Origin of the sequence: Paraburkholderia eburnea (genome assembly GCF_002917095.1) — a bacterium.
Lineage (GTDB): Bacteria > Pseudomonadota > Gammaproteobacteria > Burkholderiales > Burkholderiaceae > Paraburkholderia > Paraburkholderia eburnea.
On sequence record NZ_PQGA01000001.1, the window covers coordinates 541,080 to 560,455 of the forward strand.

Here is a 19,376-nt window from a genome sequence, read left to right on the forward strand (position 1 = left end):
TCAAACATGACTCGTACGACCATCAAAACGCGCCCTTGGGACTCGGCCGAGCATCTGCAAACCGAGGACGATATCGCCGACTATTTCGAAGCCTGCCTGCGCGAAGGCGGCGACGATCCTGCGTTCATTGCGCACTCACTCGGTGTGATCGCCCGTGCGCGAGGCATGGCGCAGGTCGCGCGGGATGCCGGAATCAGCCGGGAAGGCCTGTATAAAGCGCTTTCGAGCGAAGGCAATCCGAGCTTTGCCACCATCCTCAAGGTCGTCAAGGCGTTGGGGCTGGAACTGCACGGCTCGAAGGCATCCGTCTGATCCCTCAGCACACCGCCCGGCCCCGCGCCCTAACCCGCGTACAATAGCGCCTTCCCCCGCAGCGTCACCTCTCTCCTCATGTCTTTCGATTTCTTTGCTCCCTGCCCACGTGGCCTTGAAGCCGCGCTCGCCGCCGAACTGGCCGAGACCGCGCAACGGCGTTTGCCGCCCGGCGCGCTCCAGGTCGGTGCCGAAGTCCCCGGCGGCGTGCATTTCCGCGGCAACTGGGCCGGCGGCATGGCCGCGAACCTGCATTCGCGCATCGCGAGCCGCGTGCTCCTGAAGATCGCCCAGCGTCCGTATCGCGGCGAACAGGACATTTACGCGCTCGCGCGCGAGCAGCAATGGGAGAAGTGGTTCTCGCCGAACGAGACGATCCGCATCGACATCACCGCGATCAAGTCGCCGCTGCGCAGCCTCGAATTCGCCACGCTGCGCGTGAAGGACGCCATCTGCGACCGCATGCGCGACAAGGCCGGTTCGCGTCCGAGCGTCGATACCGCGTATCCCGATGTGCGCATTTTCGCCTTCCTCACCGCGACCGAGTGCACGCTGTACCTCGATACGTCCGGCGAGCCGCTGTTCAAGCGCGGCTGGCGTCTGGACAAGGGCGCGGCGCCGCTGCGCGAGAATCTCGCGGCCGGCATCCTGCGTCTGACCAACTGGACGCCCGAGCAACCGCTCTATGACCCGATGTGCGGTTCCGGCACCTTCCTCGCCGAAGCCTGCCAGGTCGCGATGGACATCGCGCCGGGCCTGTCGCGCAGCTTCGGTTTCGAGCGTCTGAAGCAGGCCGATACGGCCGCATGGCGCCATCTGAAGAGCGAGGCCAACACGGCGCGCAACACGGCGATGAGCCGTGCCAAGGATCTGCAGATTTTCGGCAGCGACATCTCCGACGTCATGCTGGAGAAGGCGCGCGCCAACTTCGCGCGCGCGGGTCTGGGCAACGTGCCGCTCAAGCAGATCGACGCGCGCAACATGACGCCGCCCGCCGAAGGCGACGGCATCCTCGTGGCCAATCCGCCGTATGGCGAGCGTATCGAGGTGCGCGGCCGCAATGCGCGCGGCGAGTTGCGTGAACGCAATCCGCGTGACGACGACGGCTACGACGCTCCGGAATCGTTTCGCCGTGCGCACACCGACGCGCCCGACGCGGAGTTCTTCCAGGCGCTCGGCGACGCGCTCAAGCAGCGCTTCACCGGCTGGCGCGCGTTCTTCCTCACGTCGGATCGCAAGCTCCCGGGCCAGTTGCGCCTGCGCGAAGCCGCCAAGACGCCGCTCTTCAATGGCGCGCTCGAATGCCGCCTGTTCCGCTTCGATCTGATCGCGGGCAGCGTGCGCCAGCGTCCGGCGAAGGACGCGGCCGCGGGCGAAAGCAACCCGGGCTAAGTCCTTCCCGGCTCAGGGCTGCATCAGGGCGCCGCCGCGCGCGTATCAGACGCGCGCGGGCCCGACACGCGCCCCGTCAGGCTCGACGGGCAGCGGATATCCTTCGTACTCCGGAAACAACTTCGGCAGCAGAAACGTCGGCAGTGCGTAGCGCGAAAAGCAGCGCGACGTCGACGCCGGATGAATCAGATGCAGGCAGCTCGCCTGCGCATCCTCCGCGGCCAGCACGTTCGCGCCCGCCGCCACCACACGCCGGATAAAGCTCTCGTCCTCGCCGATATTCATATCGTCGTAGCGCGCCGTGTCGAAGAGCGCCTTGCGATACACGTAGGCGAAGCCATAGAAGAGGATGAAATCGGCGCCGATCTGCATCTTCTCGTGAAACGTCACCGTGCCCACCGATTTGCCGCGTAGCTCGTAATGCAGCCCCACGCGCGCATTCAGATCCATGTAGCCGAGAAACTGCGTGTGCGGCGCGTACATCCAGAAGGTGGACAGCTTCATGAGCGCGGCGTCGTTTTCGCGCAGCATCCGCGTCATGCCGGAAAGATAGTGGCTGGCGTAGTGATCGTCGTCGAAGTGGGCAATGATGTCGGCGCGCGATTCGGCCACGAGCCAGTTGCGCTTCGCGCCGATCGTCATCGGCGCTTCCGACCAGTAGTAGCGCACGCGCGCGTCGCTGCGCGCGAGTTGCTGCATGAAGGCGCTCGGCTGCGGGCTGTCGTCGAGCACGAGCCACTCCCAGTCGACTTGCTGACGCGCGACGCAGCGCGCAACGAGAGGCAGGAACGCTTCGCGGTTCGCGGTGGGCGTGATGATGGAAACGTTTGGAGACATGAAGAGCGTGGAAGCGGCACACATGCCGGCATGGGAATCGGATGCGCCGATTACAACAGATGCGCGCGCATGGCTCTCTCGAAAAACTTCGAAAGCGGGCGCATACCTACTGACAGCACGCTGTCAGCAGCCTCCCCGCACACTGCCTCTACCCCACGCCGCACGCGACACCGCGGCCGGGGACGGCGGCCAGGCTTCCCGCCAGCCGCCGCCATCCGAAGGTATTCAAACGTGTATCCGCACGCATCCGCCGTCGCCACTCCAGGAGTGCATCATGTCCACCGAAATGCTCGAAGCGCCCCAGCAGTCCCAAGCCCCCCAGGCCTCCCAAACTACGCGCGTCATCTCGTGGTTCGAAATCCCCGCGCACGATCTCGACCGCGCGGCCCGCTTCTATGAATCCGCTTTCGATACCGCGCTGCAACGCGAAGTCGTCGGCGGCGTGCCGATGGCGATCTTCGGCCACGCCGATACCGAAACCGGCGGCTGCATCGTATTCAATCCGCAGGACGCCAAGCCGGACCCCAAAGGCGTGCTCGTGTATCTGAACGCGCAACCGTCGGTCACGGCCGTGCTCGACCGTGTCGAAAAGGCGGGCGGCAAGCGTCAGGGGCCAGCGCTGGAACTGCCGAACAACTACGGCTATATCGGCTTTTTCATCGACACCGAAGGCAACCGCGTCGGGCTGCACGCGGCCAAGCTAGGCTGATCCAGGCATATACAGCTGCCGGGTTCCCGCCCGGCGCTATCATCTGCGCTGACGGCGCGCGACACGCCTCGCGCGCTTTTTTCCGTTTTTCTATCCGCCCGCGTCAACCCCGCCGCCCCAACATGACCCGTCGCGCCGACCGCCTGTTCCAGATCGCCGAGCTGCTGCGTGGCCGCCGCCTCACGACCGCGCAGCAGCTTGCCGAATGGCTCGCCGTGTCGCCGCGCACGGTCTACCGCGACGTGCGCGATCTGCAGCTTTCGGGCGTGCCGATCGAAGGCGAAGCGGGCATCGGCTACCGGCTCGCGCGCACGGCGAGCCTCCCGCCGCTCACCTTCACCGCCGACGAACTCACCGCGCTCGCCGTGGGCGCGCGCATGGCCGAATCGTGGGGCGGCGCCGCGCTCGCGGGCGGCGCGCGCGGCGCGCTTGCCAAGATCGCCGCCGCGATGCCCGCCGACAAGCGCGCCGTGCTCGAACGCATCGCCGTGTTCGCGCCGTCGTATCACGTCGATCCGGCCTATTCGGAGAAAGTGGACGCGCTGCATCGCGCCGTCGATTCGCGGCTCGTGGTGCGTTTCGCGTATTGCGACCGCATCGGCGCGCAGACCGAACGGCGCGTCTGGCCGCTCGGTCTCGTCTATTGGGGCGCGCAGTGGACGGTCGGCGCATGGTGCGAGATGCGCGAAGGTTTCCGCAATTTCAACATCGCGCGCATGAATGGCGTCGAAGTGCTCGAACCGTTTCCCGACGTGAGCGGCCGGCGGCTCGCGGACTATCTGCGGCATGTGAACGCGCCGTCGCGCTGAAGACACGCGCGGCGCCAATGAAAAAAGCCCGCTTTGCAGCGGACTTTTGCAACGATGAGGCCATGAAAGCCGCCGCTTACTCCACCGCCTTCACCATATCCTCGATCACCTTCTTCGCGTCGCCGAACACCATCATGGTCTTGTCCATGTAGAAGAGTTCGTTGTCGAGACCGGCATAGCCCGCCGCCATCGAGCGCTTGTTGACGATGATGGTGCGCGCCTTGTACGCCTCGATGATCGGCATACCGGCGATGGGCGACTTCGGATCGTTCTTCGCGGCCGGATTCACCACGTCGTTCGCGCCGAGCACCAGCACCACGTCGGTCTGGCCGAACTCGTTGTTGATGTCCTCCATCTCGTAGACCATGTCGTAGGGCACTTCGGCTTCGGCGAGCAGCACGTTCATGTGGCCCGGCATCCGGCCCGCGACCGGGTGAATCGCGTAACGCACGTCCACGCCCTTTTCGACGAGCTTGTCCGTGAGTTCCTTGAGCGCATGCTGCGCGCGCGCGACGGCCAAGCCATAGCCCGGCACGATCACCACCGATTCGGCGTTGCCGAGCATGAAGGACGCGTCATCGGCGGAACCCGATTTCACCGGACGCTGCTCCTGCGCGCTGCCCGTGGCCGCCGCGCCCGCCTCCGCGCCAAAGCCGCCCAGCAGCACGTTGAAGAACGAGCGGTTCATCGCGTGGCACATGATGTACGAGAGGATCGCGCCCGACGAACCCACCAGCGAGCCGGCGATGATCAGCATCGCGTTGTTCAGCGAAAAGCCGATGCCCGCCGCCGCCCACCCCGAGTACGAGTTCAGCATCGACACCACGACGGGCATGTCCGCGCCGCCGATCGGGATGATGATGAGCACGCCCAGCGCGAACGCGATCAGCGTCATGATGATGAACGGCAGCCACGACTGCGTGATGAAGAACAGGATGCCGAAGCCGATCATGCCAAGCGCGAGCATCAGGTTGATCAGATGCTGGCCTGCGTACACCACGGGCGCGCCCTGAAAGAGCCGGAACTTGTACTTGCCCGAGAGCTTGCCGAAGGCGATCACCGAGCCGCTGAAGGTAATCGCGCCCACGAAGGTGCCGATGAACAGTTCGATGCGGTTGCCATAGGGCAGGAAGCCCGGATACGGCGCATCTTCGGCCACGAGGCCAAATGCGGCCGGTTCCGACACCACCGCATACGCGATGCACACCGCCGCCAGACCGATCAGCGAGTGCATGGCCGCGACGAGTTCGGGCATCTTGGTCATCTCGACGCGCGCGGCGACAAACGCGCCCAGGCCGCCGCCGACAATCAGCGCAGCGAACAAAAGCCCAAGCCCCAGCCCGAGATTCGAGCCAAACTGTGCGGACTCCTTCACGATCAGCGCAATCGTCGTAAGAATGGCGATGGCCATGCCGACCATGCCGAACAGATTGCCGGCGCGCGCGCTGCGCGGATTCGACAAGCCCTTGAGCGCCTGGATGAAGCAGACCGACGCCACCAGGTAGAGCAGCGTAACGACGTTCATGCTCATCGCGCGCCCTCCTTATTGCCCGTAGCAGCCAGCTTCTTCGGCTCTTTCTTGCGGAACATCTCCAGCATCCGCCGCGTGACGAGAAAGCCGCCGAACACGTTCACGGCCGCGAGCAGCACGGCCAGCGTGCCGAAAAACTTGCCGGCGAAGCCCACGGTCAAGCCCGTGGCGAGCATCGCACCGACGATCACGATCGCCGAAATCGCATTGGTCACGGCCATAAGCGGCGTATGCAGCGCGGGCGTGACGTTCCAGACCACGTGATAGCCGACGTACACGGCCAGCACGAAGATGATCAGGTTGATGACGGTATGGTTGATCAGTTCCATTGCCGGTCTCCTCTCAGGTCTTGCGCGTAACGACGCCGTCACGGGCCAGCAGCGTGGCCGCGACGATGTCGTCCGCGAGATCGATGTTGAGCGCGCCTTCCTTCGTGACGATGAGCTTGAGGAAGTCGAGCAGGTTGCGCGCGTAGAGCGAGGACGCATCGGCGGCCACCATCGACGCCAGATTCGTGTAGCCGCAGATTTGCACGCCGTGCTGCGTCACCACCTGGTCGGCGACGGTGAGCGGGCAGTTGCCGCCGCGCCGTCCCGTGGCCTGATCCGCAATGGGACCGCGTCCCGCCGCAAGGTCGATCACGACCGAACCCGGCTTCATGGCCTGCACGGTTTCGGATGGCAACAGCGTGGGCGCGTCGCGGCCCGGAATCAGCGCGGTCGAAATGACGATGTCGGCCTGGCGCGCGCGTTCGTGCACGAGCGCCGACTGCCGCGCAAGCCACGAAGGCGGCATCGGCCGCGCGTAACCGCCTACGCCTACCGCTGCTTCGCGCTCCTCATCGGTTTCATACGGCACGTCGAGAAACTTCGCGCCGAGCGACTCGATCTGCTCCTTCACCGCCGGGCGCACATCGGAGGCCTCGATCACCGCGCCAAGCCGCTTGGCCGTCGCAATCGCCTGCAAACCCGCGACACCCGCGCCGAGAATCAGCACGCGCGCGGCCTTCACGGTGCCGGCGGCGGTCATGAGCATCGGCATGAAGCGCGGATAGAGATTGGCCGCCACCAGCACCGCCTTGTAGCCGGCGATATTGGCCTGCGAGGACAGCACGTCGAGGCTTTGCGCGCGCGTCGTGCGCGGCGCGGCTTCGAGCGCGAAGGCGGTCAGGCCCGCTTCGGCGAGTTTCTGGGCGTTATCCGTATTGAATGGGTCGAGCATGCCGGCCAGCACCGCGCCGCGTTTCATAAACGCAAGTTCGCTGACGCTGGGCGATTGCACCTTGAGGACGAGCTCGGCGCCAAAGGCCGCGGCGGCGTCGGCGATCTGCGCGCCAACGGCCGCATAGGCCTCGTCGGGAAAGCTGGCGCCGGTTCCGGCACCGGACTGGATCGTGACCGTATGGCCCTGCGCGACGTACTTTTTGACGGTCTCCGGCGTCGCGGCCACGCGGCTTTCGTTCGCCCGGGTTTCCGCGGGCACTCCGATATGCATCGTTGTTTCCTCCTCGGCCTGCATCTCTTCTGTTATGGCCGACGAGGCTCGCCGGCTCTTATTGCAACGTTCGTAGTACGGCTGAAACGGGCAATGCAACGGCAAACGACGCACCACTTTAACCGAAAGAAGCGACGGCTTTGAAGCGGGATTTATCCCATTTTGTGCACTGCACACAACAATGCGGGCCGTCCGACCGGACGGTCGAGCGGCGATCCGGCCCCCGGCAGCGTCCGTCGCGTCCCGGTAAAATACCGGCCCATGAACGATGAAACCTGGACTCCCCACGTCACCGTGGCCGCCGTGATCGAGCGCGACGGGCGTTTTCTGCTCGTCGAGGAACACACGAGCGCGGGCTTGCGTCTGAATCAGCCGGCCGGCCATCTGGAAGCCGGCGAGACGCTTTACGACGCGGTCGTGCGCGAAACGCTCGAAGAAAGCGCCTATGCGTTTTCCCCCGAGGCGCTGGTCGGCATGTACATGACGCACTTCGGCAAACCGGGCGAATCGGGCACGACGTATCTGCGCTTCACGTATTGCGGCAGCGTCGCGGCTCAAGCCGAAAATCGCGCGCTCGATCCCGATATCGTCCGCACGCTCTGGATGAGCGCCGATGAATTGCGCGCCGCGAGCGAGCGGCATCGCACGCCGCTCGTGATGCAGTGCGTGGACGATTACCTCGCGGGCAAGCGTGTGCCGCTCGATTTCGTGCAGACACATGCGGTGGGACCCGCGGTGGGTCCAAAAGCAGGGCAACAGACAGGCAGCAAACGATGAGCAAAAAACGAGTGGTGGTAGGCATGTCGGGCGGCGTGGATTCGTCGGTGACGGCGTGGCTGCTCAAGGAGCAGGGTTACGACGTCGTCGGCCTCTTCATGAAGAACTGGGAAGACGACGACGACGGCGAATACTGCTCGACGCGCCAGGACTGGATCGACGTGGTGTCGGTCGCGGATCTGATCGGCATCGACGTCGAAGCGGTGAACTTCGCCGCCGAGTACAAGGACCGCGTGTTCGCGGAGTTCCTGCGCGAGTATTCCGCGGGCCGCACGCCGAACCCGGACGTGCTCTGCAACGCCGAGATCAAGTTCAAGGCGTTTCTGGACCACGCGATGTCGCTGGGCGCGCAAACCATCGCCACGGGCCATTACGCGCGCGTGCGCCAGAACGCAGGCAATGGCCGCTTCGAACTCCTGAAGGCGCTCGACCACACGAAGGATCAGTCGTACTTCCTGCACCGCCTGAACCAGGCGCAGTTGTCGAAGACGATGTTCCCGCTCGGCGAAATCCCCAAGACAAAAGTGCGTGAAATCGCCGAGCAGATCGGCCTGCCGAACGCGAAGAAAAAGGATTCGACGGGCATCTGCTTCATCGGCGAGCGGCCGTTCCGCGACTTCCTGAACCGCTATCTGCCGACCCAGCCCGGCCCGATGATGACGCCCGACGGCAAGGTCGTGGGCGAGCACATCGGCCTCGCGTTCTACACGTTCGGACAGCGCAAGGGCATCGGTCTGGGCGGCAGCAAGGACGGCAGCGGCGATCCGTGGTTTGTCGCGGGCAAGAACATCGAGACCAATACGCTTTATGTGGTGCAGGGTCACGATCATCCGTGGCTGCTCGCGCATGACCTGCGCGCGGGCAACGTGAGCTGGGTCGCGGGCGAGCCGCCGTCCGAGGGCCACCACTGCGGCGCGAAAACGCGTTACCGCCAGGCGGACGCGCCCTGCTCGTTCGCCAGCGCCAGCGAATTCGGCGAAGGCCAGTTCTCGCTGCATTTCCCCGACGCGCAATGGGCCGTCACGCCGGGCCAGTCGGCTGTGCTGTACGACGGTGAAGTGTGCCTGGGCGGCGGCATCATCGAAGCCGTGACGACGCTCGAACCGCATGTGCCGGCCGTGCTGCCGCCCGTCGCGCCAAAGAAGAAACGCACGCCGCGCAAGAAGTCCCCGCAGTTCGCCGCCAACAAGCCGGCTGCGGCGGCATCCGCAAGCGAGGCGTAAGCTCGCACGCGCGGCGCGCCCTGCGCCGCGCGTTTCCCCTTCTGTCTTTTCGCTCTCCTCGACGTTTTCTTCAGCGCATTTGCGCGGCGTCGGCTCCGGCCCCGCGAAATCCTGCCCGCTTCCCGGCCAGTTTCACAAACTTGCGGCATCATTCGGGCACGCCAGCGCCGTACCCGGGCGCGGCACGGTTCGCGCGGCCCTGACCGGTGCACGCGCGGCGGATCAAGAGAACGAGGAGTCCCCAATGTTTTCCCGACGTTACCTCGCCATGTGGTGCGCGGTGCTGCTGCTTGCGGCCTGTGTCATTGCAGCGGCGTTCCATCATCTGTCGTGGTACTGCGCCATCGTGCCCGCGCTATTCGTCGCGCTCGGCCTCTACGACATGACGCAGTTGCGCCACGCCATCCTGCGCAATTACCCGCTCTGGGGCCACCTGCGTTTCCTGTTCGAGTTCGTGCGGCCTGAAATCCGCCAGTATTTCGTCGAGGACGACACCGACGAAAAGCCCTTCTCGCTCGTGCAACGCAGCGTGGTCTATCAACGCTCGAAGAACGTCGTCGACAGCCGCCCCTACGGCACCGAACTCGACGTCAAGGCCATCGGCCATGAATGGATCAGCCATTCGCTCGCGCCCACCAAACTGAACGGCAGCGACTTCCGCGTGCTGGTCGGCGCGAGCCGCGCGCAGCCCTATTCGATGTCGATCTTCAATGTCTCGGCGATGAGCTTCGGCGCGCTGTCGGCCAACGCAATTCGCGCGCTGAACCTGGGCGCGAAGAAAGGCGGCTTCGCGCACGACACCGGCGAAGGCTCGATGTCGAAGTATCACCGCGAGCACGGCGGCGACATCATCTGGGAAATCGCTTCGGGCTACTTCGGCTGCCGCAACGACGACGGCACGTTCAGCGCCGACAAATTCCAGCGCCTCGCCAACGAGCCGCAAGTGAAGATGATCGAGGTGAAGCTCTCGCAAGGCGCGAAGCCGGGCCACGGCGGCATGCTGCTCGCGGCCAAGGTCACACCGGAAATCGCGGAAACGCGCGGCATTGCGATGGGCCAGGACTGCGTCTCGCCCGCGCGTCATTCGGAATTTTCGACGCCGCGCGGCCTGCTCGAATTCGTCGAGCGCCTGCGCAAGCTGTCGGGCGGCAAGCCCACGGGTTTCAAGCTCTGTATCGGCCATCCGTGGGAATTCTTCGGCATCGCCAAGGCCATGCTCGAAACCGGCATCCTGCCTGACTTCATCGTCGTGGACGGCGCGGAAGGCGGCACGGGCGCGGCGCCCATCGAGTTCACCGATCACATCGGCACGCCGCTGCAGGAAGGCCTGCTGCTCGTGCACAACACGCTCGTCGGCATCGGTCTGCGCGACAAGATCAAGATCGGCGCGAGCGGCAAGATCATCACCGCATTCGATATCGCCAAGACGCTCGCGATCGGCGCGGACTGGGTCAATTCGGCACGCGGCTTCATGTTCGCGGTGGGCTGCATCCAGGCGCAGAAGTGCCATTCGGACCGCTGCCCCACGGGCGTCGCGACGCAGGATCCGGTGCGCCAGCGCGCGCTCGACGTGCCCGACAAGGGCGAGCGCGTCTACAACTTCCATCGCAACACGCTGCACGCGCTGCAGGAAATCATTCAGGCCGCGGGCCTCGACAGCCCCGCCGATCTGCGCGCGCATCATATTGTGCGGCGCGTTTCCTCATACGAAGTGAAGCTGATGTCGGAACTGCTCAAGTATCTGAAGCCGGGCGATCTGCTCGAAGCGCGCTATCGCTACCAGTTGTACGAGAAGTGGTGGCCGGTGGCGCGCAGCGATTCGTTCGCGCCCGCAGCAGAGAAAATCGTCTGATGTATCGATGATGGTTGCATGTGCAATCATCATCGGAAATTCGAGGACGAAAAAAAAGCGCGCATTTTGAACTGCGCGCTTTTTTCATGCTTGCACGGTTTTTACCTCATGCCTGCGGCACGGTATCCGCGAACGACGCGCGCTGCATGAGCTTCTCGAAGTGCTTCGCCAGATTCGGATGCAGCTCGCGCCAATCCAGCTCCGGCTGACGGAAGTCGAGATAGCCGAGCGCGCAACCCACCGCGATATCGGCGAGCGTGTAGCGGTTGCCCGCGCACCACGCGTTGCCCGCAAGACCCTTGGCCATCGCTTTCAGACCTTCGTGAATCTTGCGATTCTGACGTTCGATCCATGCTTCGCACTGCTGCTCGGGCGTGCGTTGCGTGCCTTCCGCGCGAATCAGCACGGCGGCGTCGAGCATACCGTCGGCGAGCGCTTCCCAGCACCGCACTTCCACGCGCTCGCGCCCGCCTTGCGGGATCAGCTTGCCGACCGGCGAGAGCATGTCCACGTATTCGCAGATCACGCGCGAGTCGAACACGGCTTCGCCGTCCTCCATCACGAGACACGGCACCTTGCCGAGCGGGTTGAAATCGTGGATCGCCGTTTCGGCGGCCCACACGTTTTCAAGCACCAGCTTGTAGTCGATTTTCTTTTCGGCGAGCATGATCCGCGCCTTGCGGACATACGGGCTCCCGAGCGAACCGATAAGTTTCATCGCACCTGCCTTTTCTGGAATTCGGCGGAAGTATACGTGGTAATCGACAAATTCTGACGGGTCGCCCGCTCCAGGGCGTGAATTCGGCGGCAGGTTTGGGCTTGCGCTGTCGGCTCGATGCAACATCGGGCGTGGCGCGGCGAGGCTTGCGCCATGTCGGTCGGCACGTTGAACGCTCGCTCGGCGGCGGGCAGCGCGCACAGCCAGGCGCTACAATCGCACGATGGACACGACCCTTACGGAAAGCGCTTCGGCCGCTGTGCGCGCGGCTGCCGATGCGTCGGGCGCCGACGTGCCGGGCGCCGCTGCGTTGCGCGGCCCCGACGGCGGCGCAGCGCTCTATCGCGCGCGCCGCGAACGCGTGCTCGCCGCGCTGCGCGCGCAAGGCGGCGGCGTGGCGCTGGTGCCCACGGCGCCCGAAGTCATGCGCAATCGCGACGCCGACTATCCCTACCGGCACGACAGCTACTTCTACTACCTCACCGGCTTCACCGAGCCTGAGGCGCTGCTCGTGCTCGATGCGAACGCGGGCGAAAGCCAGCCCGCGTCGATCCTCTTTTGCCGCGCGAAAAACGTCGAACGCGAAACGTGGGAAGGCTTCCGTTTCGGTCCCGATGGCGCGCGCGAAGCGTTCGGTTTCGACGCCGCGCTTCCCTTCGACGATCTCGATACCCAGATGCCGCGCCTGATCGCCAATCGCCCGGCGCTGCACTATGCGCTCGCGGCCTCGGAGCGTTTCGACGCCCAGGTGCGCGGCTGGATCGATACGGTGCGCGCGCAAGGACGCAGCGGCGTGACCGCGCCCGCCGCCGCCTACGATTTGCTGCCGCTGCTCGACGAGATGCGGCTCGTGAAAGACGCGCACGAACTCGACACGATGCGCCGTGCGGCGAAGATTTCGGCGCTCGCGCATGTGCGCGCGATGCAGTCGTGCCGCCCCGGTATGCGTGAATACGAAATCGAAGCCGAATTGCTCTACACGTTCCGCAAGCACGGCGCGCAGGCGCCCGCTTACGGCTCGATCGTCGCGGCGGGCGCGAACGCCTGCGTGCTGCACTATCCGGCGGGTAACGCCGTCGCGCGCGACGGCGATCTGATCCTGATCGACGCCGCGTGCGAGCTGAACGGCTACGCCTCGGACATCACGCGCACGTTCCCCGCAAGCGGCCGCTTCACGAGCGCGCAGCGCGAGATCTACGACATCGTGCTGGCCGCCCAGCAGGCCGCCGTGGACGCCACGCGCGCGGGGGTGAATTTCGAAGCGCCGCACGACGCGGCCGTTCGCGTGCTCGCGCAAGGGCTGCTCGATACCGGCATCCTCGATCGCCAGCGCTACGCAGGCGTGGACGACGTGATCGCCGAACGCGCCTACGCGCGTTTTTACATGCATCGCACAGGGCATTGGCTCGGCATGGATGTGCATGACGTGGGCGACTATCGCGAGCGCGACGCATCGCAGGCACAAAGCGATGCGCCGCCGCCGTGGCGCACGCTGCGCGCGGGCATGACGCTCACGATCGAGCCGGGCCTCTACATCCGCGCCGCCGAAGACGTGCCGGAGCGCTACTGGGATATCGGCATCCGGATCGAGGACGACGCCATCGTCACCGATACCGGTTGCGAGCTCATCACGCGCGGCGTGCCCGTGAACGCCGACGAAATCGAAGCGCTGATGCAGGACGCGCAACGCGGCGTGTGAGCGCTTTTCGACTCACGCGCTCGACGCCACGAATAGCTAACGATCCAGGACCGAACGCAGCGACATGAACGCAGTAAATGCAGCCAGCCAGGCCGTGCATGAAGACGGCCGCGCGCACAACGCGCCCGCCTCTTTCGACCATGACGTCATCATCGTCGGCGCCGGGCCGGTCGGGCTCGCGCTTGCGGGCTGGCTCGCGCAACGCAGCGCGACATCGGCGCTGTCGGTCGCACTGATCGACGCGCGCGAACCCGAGGACAGCGCGGGCGACCCGCGCGCCATCGCCGTTTCGCAAGGCAGCCGCACGCTGCTGCAAGCGCTCGCGTGGCCGCAGGACGCGACGTCGATCGAACGCATCCACGTTTCGCAGCGAGGCCACTTCGGCCGCACGCTGATCGATCGCCACGATTACGACCTGCCCGCGCTCGGTTACGTCGCGCGTTACGGCGCGATCGTGCAATCGCTCGCGCAGGCCGTGCGCGGCACGAGCGTGCATTGGCTCCATCACACGCACGCGCAGGAACCCGTGGTCGAGCACGACGGCGTCACGCTGCAGGTGGAAAGCGCAGGCGTCGCGCGTACGCTGCGCGCGCGCATTCTGGTGAATGCGGAAGGCGGTTTGTATCGCGTGCAGGCGCCTGAAGCCGATGCGCAGCCACAAGTCCAGGCCGATCGCGATGCCTCTCAAGCCGCGCCGCAACGTCCGCAAAAGCGCTCGCGCGATTACGGACAGACGGCGCTGGTGGGCATCGTGAGCGTATCGGCGCCGCAAGCGCATGTCGCCTGGGAACGCTTCACCGACGAAGGCCCGATCGCGCTGCTGCCGATGGGCGGCGCGCGCGACGCCGATTTCGCGCTCGTGTGGTGCTCGGCGCCGGTCGAGGCCGCCCGCCGCGCGGCGCTCTCCGATGCCGATTTTCTCGCCGAACTGGGCGCGGCCTTCGGCGCGCGCATGGGCCGCTTCACGCAGATTCAGGGCCGCGCGGCGTTCCCGCTCGGCTTGAACGCGCTCGATACGCTGGTGTCGGGGCAGGGTCGCGTCGCCGCGGTCGGCAACGCGGCGCAGACGCTGCATCCGGTGGCGGGTCAGGGGCTGAATCTCGGCCTGCGCGACGCGCACGCACTGGCCGACGCCCTCGCCCAGCACGGCGCGACGCCGCTCGCGCTCGCCGATTTCGCGGGCCGCCGCGCCTTCGACCGCCGTATGACGATCGGGGCGACGGACACGCTCGCGCGTCTGTTCACGGTGGATTTCCCGGCACTCGCGACGCTGCGCGGCCTCGCGCTGACAGCGCTCGAATTCGTGCCGCCGGTGAAGTCGGCGCTCGCCCGGCAGATGATGTTTGGGCAGCGCAGTTGATCGGGAGCAATTGGGCTAGTCGGCCGGTACGCGCACAAGGATACTAATTGCGGTAGCATATCTATTTTTTGTAGATACGAAATGGGGTGCCCATGGATACCGCAAAAATCTTCAGGCATGGTGGCTCGCAAGCCGTTCGGCTACCCAAGGATTTTCGCTTCGACACGGCGGAAGTCCGGATTCGCCGTCACGGCGCTGCGGTGATTCTGGAACCCGTCCCCAGCGACTGGGCGTGGTTGACACCTTTAATCGGCCCCGTCGATCCTGATTTCGAAACAGAGGCGACTACACAGCCAGGCGAACAATCACGGCCAGGCCTGGACGTGTTCGAATGAAATTCCTGCTGGACACCAACGCGGTTATCGCAATTCTCAAAGGCGATTCGGCTGTTTTGGGGCGCCTGCACGAGTATTCCCCCAGCGACTTCGGGCTGCCTTCGATCGTTGCGCACGAACTGTATTTTGGCGCCTACAAGAGCCACCGCTCCGTTGAAAATGTGGCGCGCGTCGGCGCACTTCAGTTCGAAATTGTCTCGTTCGACACAGAAGACGCCCAGCACGCCGGCGAAATCCGCGCGTATCTCGCAGCGGCCGGTACGCCGATAGGTCCGTACGATGCACTCATCGCCGGCCAGGCGCGCGCTCGCCAGTTGGTGCTGGTGACACACAACGTGCGCGAGTTTGCGCGCGTCGAAGGACTGCATATCGAGGACTGGCAAGCCAGCGCCTGAAAGAAGCGCAGGCTGTCGGGATAAAAGAGGGTCGGTTATTTTTCAGCCGATCCTGCACTCGTGCATACCGCCGCCCCAAACAACACCAGGGTGCGCGACTCAAGCCCTCACATCTCGCTTACGCTAAAATACGCGTTTCCCCATTTCGAGTTGCAGCCGCGCCACCGCCTTCGACACCCGTCGGAGCCAGCCGGGCGCGCTGCCGCTTTTGTCGCGCATCATGTTCACAATCGGCCGCCACACCCTGCGCAATAACCTGTTCGTCGCCCCCATGGCGGGCGTCACGGATCGGCCGTTCCGCCAGTTGTGCAAGCGCCTCGGCGCGGGCTACGCCGTGTCGGAAATGGTCGCCTCCAACGCGCAGCTCTGGAAGAGCGAAAAGACCATGCGCCGCGCCAATCACGCGGGCGAGGTCGAACCGATTTCCGTGCAGATCGCGGGCGCCGACCCCGACATGATGGCCGAGGCGGCGCGGTATAACGTCGCAAACGGCGCGCAGATCATCGACATCAACATGGGCTGCCCGGCCAAAAAGGTCTGCAACGTGGCCGCCGGTTCCGCACTGCTGCAAAACGAGCCGCTCGTCGCGCGCATCGTCAAGGCCGTCGTGGATGCCGTGGGTGTGGGGCCAGATGCCGTGCCCGTCACGCTGAAGATCCGCACGGGCTGGGACCGCGACAACCGCAACGCGCTCACCGTCGCGCGCATCGCCGAGGAAAGCGGCATTGCCATGCTGACCGTGCACGGCCGCACGCGCGCCGACCTCTATCACGGCGAGGCGGAGTACGAAACAATCGCCGCGGTGAAGGCCGCCGCGCGCATTCCGGTGGTCGCCAACGGTGACATCACGAAGCCGCAGAAGGCGCGGCACGTGCTCGCCGTCACGGGCGCGGACGCCATCATGATCGGCCGCGCGGCGCAGGGGCGTCCGTGGCTGTTCCGCGAAATCGAGCATTTTCTCGCCACCGGCGAGTTGCTGCCGCCGCCGCGCGTGGACGAAATCCAGATGATCATGAACGAGCATCTGGAGGACCACTACGCGTTTTACGGCGAGTTTACGGGCGTGCGTACTGCGCGCAAGCATATCGGCTGGTACACTCGCGGCCTTTGCGGCGCCAACGCGTTCCGGCATCGCATGAACACGCTGGACACCACACGCGAACAACTCGCCGCCGTCAATCAGTTCTTCGACGAGCAGAAGGCCGTTTCCGAGCGCCTCGTCTACGAAGACGACGAGAACGGCGCACAAGGCGAGCGCGAACCTACCGATCGACTGGCAGCATGAGCAAGCACAATATCGAACAATCCGTCCGCGACAGCCTGGGAGTCTATTTCCAGGATCTCGACGGCAGTAATCCGCACGACGTCTATGAAATGGTGATGGCGTGCGTCGAAAAACCGATGCTCGAGGTGGTGCTCGAGCAGGCCGGCGGCAATCAGTCGCTGGCCGCCGAGTACCTCGGCATCAACCGCAATACGCTGCGCAAGAAGCTCCAGCAGCACGGCCTGCTGTAACGGCCGTCGCGGCCCGCCGCCTATCTGGACTTCCCGCGCTCCTTCCTCGATCTCCCGGCAACTCTCCCCCATCATGATCAAGCAAGCGCTCATCTCCGTTTCCGACAAGTCGGGCATCGTCGACTTCGCGAAGTCGCTGTCGGACCTCGGCGTCAAGATCCTCTCGACCGGCGGCACCGCGAAACTGCTCGCGGACGCGGGCCTTCCCGTGACCGAAGTGGCCGATTACACCGGCTTCCCGGAAATGCTCGATGGGCGCGTGAAGACGCTGCACCCGAAGGTCCACGGCGGCATCCTCGCGCGCCGCGACCTGCCGGAACACATGGCAGCGCTCGAAAAGCACGACATTCCGACGATCGATCTGCTGGTCGTGAACCTCTACCCGTTCGTCCAGACGATCTCGAAGGAAGAGTGCTCGCTGGAAGACGCGATCGAGAACATCGACATCGGCGGCCCGACGATGCTGCGCTCGGCGGCGAAGAACCATCGCGACGTGACGGTCGTGGTCGACCCGGCCGACTACGCAACGGTGCTGGAAGAGATGCGCGCGAGCGGCAACAACGTGGGCTACGCGACGAACTTCCGTCTCGCGACCAAGGTGTTCGCGCACACCGCGCAGTACGACGGCGCGATCACGAACTACCTCACGAGCCTGACCGAAGCGCTCGAGCACAAGTCGCGCAACGCGTTCCCGGCCACGCTCAATCTCGCGTTCGACAAGGTCCAGGATCTGCGTTACGGCGAGAACCCGCACCAGAGCGCTGCGTTCTACCGCGATCTGGCCTCGCCCGCCGGCGCGCTCGCCAACTACACGCAGCTTCAGGGCAAGGAACTCTCGTACAACAACATCGCTGACTCCGACGCAGCGTGGGAATGCGTGAAGACCTTCGACGTGCCCGCCTGCGTGATCGTCAAGCACGCGAACCCGTGCGGCGTGGCAGTGGGCGCTAACGCGCTGGAAGCCTATTCGAAGGCGTTCCAGACCGATCCGACCTCGGCGTTCGGCGGCATCATCGCCTTCAACCGCGAAGTCGACGAAGCCGCGGCGCAAGCCGTGTCGAAGCAATTCGTCGAAGTCCTGATCGCCCCGTCGTTCTCGGATGCGGCCAAGGCCGTGTTCGCGGCGAAGCAAAACGTGCGTCTGCTCGAAATCGCCTTGGGCGAAGGCCATAACGCGTTCGATCTGAAGCGCGTGGGCGGCGGTCTGCTGGTGCAATCGCTCGACTCGAAGAACGTGCAGCCGCACGAACTGCGCGTCGTGACCAAGCGTCACCCGACGCCGAAGGAAATGGACGATCTGCTGTTCGCCTGGCGCGTCGCCAAGTTCGTGAAGTCGAACGCCATCGTGTTCTGCGCGAACGGCATGACGATGGGCGTGGGCGCAGGCCAGATGAGCCGCGTGGACTCGGCGCGCATCGCCAGCATCAAGGCGGAAAACGCGGGCCTCAAGCTCGCGGGTTCGGCGGTGGCGTCGGACGCGTTCTTCCCGTTCCGTGACGGCCTCGACGTCGTGGTCAACGCGGGCGCGACCTGCGTGATCCAGCCGGGCGGCTCGATGCGCGACGACGAAGTGATCGCCGCCGCCGACGAGCACAACATCGCCATGGTCATGACCGGCATCCGCCACTTCCGTCACTGATCGGCGCGCGTTATTCGTAAAAGCCCGCTGGACCTGCTGTCCAGCGGGCTTTTTCTTTGTGCCCCAAAGTACATGGCAGGCTCGCGACTAGCGCGCCGTTCGTTGTACCATCGCAGGCACACCCTCGGCACACCCCGTTTTCCCCGCATTTCATGAGAATTCTCGGCATCGACCCCGGCTTGCGCGTGACCGGTTTTGGCGTGATCGAGCGTCACGGCCATCAACTCACGTATGTCGCAAGCGGCGTCATCCGCACCGCCGATGCCGATCTGCCCTCGCGTCTGGGCACCATCTTCGAAGGCGTTTCCACGCTGATCCGCCAGCACGCGCCCGATCAGGCCGCGATCGAAAAAGTCTTCGTCAACGTCAATCCGCAATCGACGCTGCTGCTTGGCCAGGCGCGCGGCGCGGCGATCTGCGGCCTCGTTTCCGGCGGCGTGCCAGTGGCCGAATACACCGCGCTGCAACTGAAACAGGCCGTGGTCGGCTACGGGCGCGCGACCAAGGAACAGATGCAGCAGATGGTCGTGCGGCTCTTGAGCCTCACCGGCATACCCGGCACCGACGCCGCCGATGCGCTCGGCATGGCGATCTGCCACGCGCACAGCGGCGATACGCTCGCCGCGCTCGGCGGCCTGGCGCCCGCGCTGGCGAAGAAAGGCATGCGCGTGCGGCGCGGGCGTCTTATCGGTTGAACCAGCGGCCGATGCATCGACTGGCCGAACGGCCGGCTCCTGGCGCTGCGCGCGCTCCGCTACACTCTCCGCTTTCCCTTATCA

General features: G+C 65.2%; 20 protein-coding genes. 15 read left to right on the plus strand and 5 right to left on the minus strand.

All coding sequences use genetic code 11. The features are described 5' to 3' along the window. Positions 1-6 precede the first annotated feature (6 nt). Positions 7-312 carry an addiction module antidote protein gene (locus B0G62_RS02390; protein ID WP_103702139.1) on the plus strand — a complete coding sequence of 102 codons (306 nt, stop codon included), beginning with the start codon at positions 7-9 and terminating at the stop codon, positions 310-312. A 78-nt stretch (positions 313-390) separates the two neighbouring features. Continuing rightward, the gene (locus tag B0G62_RS02395) at positions 391-1,704 is read left to right on the plus strand and encodes a THUMP domain-containing class I SAM-dependent RNA methyltransferase (RefSeq protein ID WP_103702141.1); all 1,314 of its coding nucleotides are present in this window, start codon (positions 391-393) and stop codon (positions 1,702-1,704) included. A gap of 45 nt (positions 1,705-1,749) precedes the next feature. Here the strand turns inward: B0G62_RS02395 and B0G62_RS02400 are convergent, their stop codons facing one another. Continuing rightward, a complete protein-coding gene (locus tag B0G62_RS02400; protein ID WP_103702143.1) occupies positions 1,750-2,541 on the minus strand; it encodes a glycosyltransferase family 2 protein in 792 nt (263 codons plus the stop codon). 286 nt (positions 2,542-2,827) lie between these two features. Between B0G62_RS02400 and B0G62_RS02405 the strand changes: the two genes are divergently transcribed. Both B0G62_RS02405 and B0G62_RS02410 read left to right on the plus strand, forming a co-directional pair. Continuing rightward, the gene (locus tag B0G62_RS02405; protein WP_103702911.1) at positions 2,828-3,250 is read left to right on the plus strand and encodes a VOC family protein; all 423 of its coding nucleotides are present in this window, start codon (positions 2,828-2,830) and stop codon (positions 3,248-3,250) included. A 122-nt stretch (positions 3,251-3,372) separates the two neighbouring features. Next, on the plus strand, positions 3,373-4,059 hold the full coding sequence (locus tag B0G62_RS02410) for a helix-turn-helix transcriptional regulator (protein WP_103702145.1): 687 nt from the start codon (positions 3,373-3,375) through the stop codon (positions 4,057-4,059). A gap of 76 nt (positions 4,060-4,135) precedes the next feature. On the opposite strand, the gene B0G62_RS02415 is transcribed toward B0G62_RS02410, so the two are convergent. The 3 genes from B0G62_RS02415 to B0G62_RS02425 are packed head-to-tail and all read right to left on the minus strand — an operon-like array spanning position 4,136 to position 7,084. Further along, entirely contained in the window at positions 4,136-5,590 is a 1,455-nt protein-coding gene (locus B0G62_RS02415) for an NAD(P)(+) transhydrogenase (Re/Si-specific) subunit beta (protein ID WP_103702147.1), read from the minus strand. After that, positions 5,587-5,919 carry an NAD(P) transhydrogenase subunit alpha part 2 gene (locus B0G62_RS02420; RefSeq protein WP_103702149.1) on the minus strand — a complete coding sequence of 111 codons (333 nt, stop codon included), beginning with the start codon at positions 5,917-5,919 and terminating at the stop codon, positions 5,587-5,589. The genes B0G62_RS02415 and B0G62_RS02420 overlap by 4 nt, the downstream gene beginning before the upstream one ends. 13 nt (positions 5,920-5,932) lie before the next feature. Further along, a complete protein-coding gene (locus B0G62_RS02425; RefSeq protein ID WP_103702151.1) occupies positions 5,933-7,084 on the minus strand; it encodes a Re/Si-specific NAD(P)(+) transhydrogenase subunit alpha in 1,152 nt (383 codons plus the stop codon). Positions 7,085-7,345: 261 nt separating this feature from the next. Between B0G62_RS02425 and B0G62_RS02430 the strand changes: the two genes are divergently transcribed. The 3 genes from B0G62_RS02430 to B0G62_RS02440 all read left to right on the plus strand — a co-directional run bounded on the left by B0G62_RS02430 (position 7,346) and on the right by B0G62_RS02440 (position 10,936). Continuing rightward, positions 7,346-7,861 carry an NUDIX hydrolase gene (locus tag B0G62_RS02430; RefSeq protein ID WP_103702153.1) on the plus strand — a complete coding sequence of 172 codons (516 nt, stop codon included), beginning with the start codon at positions 7,346-7,348 and terminating at the stop codon, positions 7,859-7,861. Then, positions 7,858-9,084: a tRNA 2-thiouridine(34) synthase MnmA gene (gene mnmA / locus B0G62_RS02435; RefSeq protein ID WP_103702155.1), complete on the plus strand. Its 1,227-nt coding sequence runs from the start codon at positions 7,858-7,860 to the stop codon at positions 9,082-9,084. Before B0G62_RS02430 ends, mnmA begins: the two co-directional genes overlap by 4 nt. Before the next feature lie 244 nt (positions 9,085-9,328). Beyond that, positions 9,329-10,936, plus strand: coding sequence for an FMN-binding glutamate synthase family protein (locus tag B0G62_RS02440; RefSeq protein ID WP_103702157.1), 1,608 nt, complete (start codon positions 9,329-9,331; stop codon positions 10,934-10,936). A 106-nt stretch (positions 10,937-11,042) separates the two neighbouring features. Here the strand turns inward: B0G62_RS02440 and B0G62_RS02445 are convergent, their stop codons facing one another. Continuing rightward, positions 11,043-11,654 (minus strand): glutathione S-transferase, encoded by a 612-nt coding sequence (locus tag B0G62_RS02445; protein WP_103702159.1) that lies wholly within the window; start codon positions 11,652-11,654, stop codon positions 11,043-11,045. A gap of 223 nt (positions 11,655-11,877) precedes the next feature. On the opposite strand from B0G62_RS02445, the gene B0G62_RS02450 reads away from it, so the two are divergent. From B0G62_RS02450 to ruvC, 8 genes are all read left to right on the plus strand, one after another. Beyond that, positions 11,878-13,353, plus strand: coding sequence for an aminopeptidase P N-terminal domain-containing protein (locus B0G62_RS02450; RefSeq protein ID WP_103702161.1), 1,476 nt, complete (start codon positions 11,878-11,880; stop codon positions 13,351-13,353). 64 nt (positions 13,354-13,417) lie between these two features. Next, on the plus strand, positions 13,418-14,713 hold the full coding sequence (locus B0G62_RS02455; protein ID WP_103702163.1) for a UbiH/UbiF/VisC/COQ6 family ubiquinone biosynthesis hydroxylase: 1,296 nt from the start codon (positions 13,418-13,420) through the stop codon (positions 14,711-14,713). Between the two features lie 92 nt (positions 14,714-14,805). After that, a complete protein-coding gene (locus B0G62_RS02460) occupies positions 14,806-15,048 on the plus strand; it encodes an antitoxin (RefSeq protein ID WP_103702165.1) in 243 nt (80 codons plus the stop codon). After that, entirely contained in the window at positions 15,045-15,443 is a 399-nt protein-coding gene (locus B0G62_RS02465) for a type II toxin-antitoxin system VapC family toxin (RefSeq protein WP_103702167.1), read from the plus strand. Before B0G62_RS02460 ends, B0G62_RS02465 begins: the two co-directional genes overlap by 4 nt. 220 nt (positions 15,444-15,663) lie before the next feature. After that, positions 15,664-16,728 (plus strand): tRNA dihydrouridine synthase DusB, encoded by a 1,065-nt coding sequence (gene dusB, locus B0G62_RS02470; RefSeq protein ID WP_103702169.1) that lies wholly within the window; start codon positions 15,664-15,666, stop codon positions 16,726-16,728. Continuing rightward, entirely contained in the window at positions 16,725-16,958 is a 234-nt protein-coding gene (locus tag B0G62_RS02475; RefSeq protein WP_027816854.1) for a Fis family transcriptional regulator, read from the plus strand. The genes dusB and B0G62_RS02475 overlap by 4 nt, the downstream gene beginning before the upstream one ends. A 73-nt stretch (positions 16,959-17,031) precedes the next feature. Further along, positions 17,032-18,597 carry a bifunctional phosphoribosylaminoimidazolecarboxamide formyltransferase/IMP cyclohydrolase gene (purH, locus tag B0G62_RS02480; RefSeq protein WP_103702171.1) on the plus strand — a complete coding sequence of 522 codons (1,566 nt, stop codon included), beginning with the start codon at positions 17,032-17,034 and terminating at the stop codon, positions 18,595-18,597. A 152-nt stretch (positions 18,598-18,749) separates the two neighbouring features. Then, positions 18,750-19,292, plus strand: coding sequence for a crossover junction endodeoxyribonuclease RuvC (gene ruvC / locus B0G62_RS02485; protein WP_103702173.1), 543 nt, complete (start codon positions 18,750-18,752; stop codon positions 19,290-19,292). Positions 19,293-19,376: the final 84 nt, after the last annotated feature.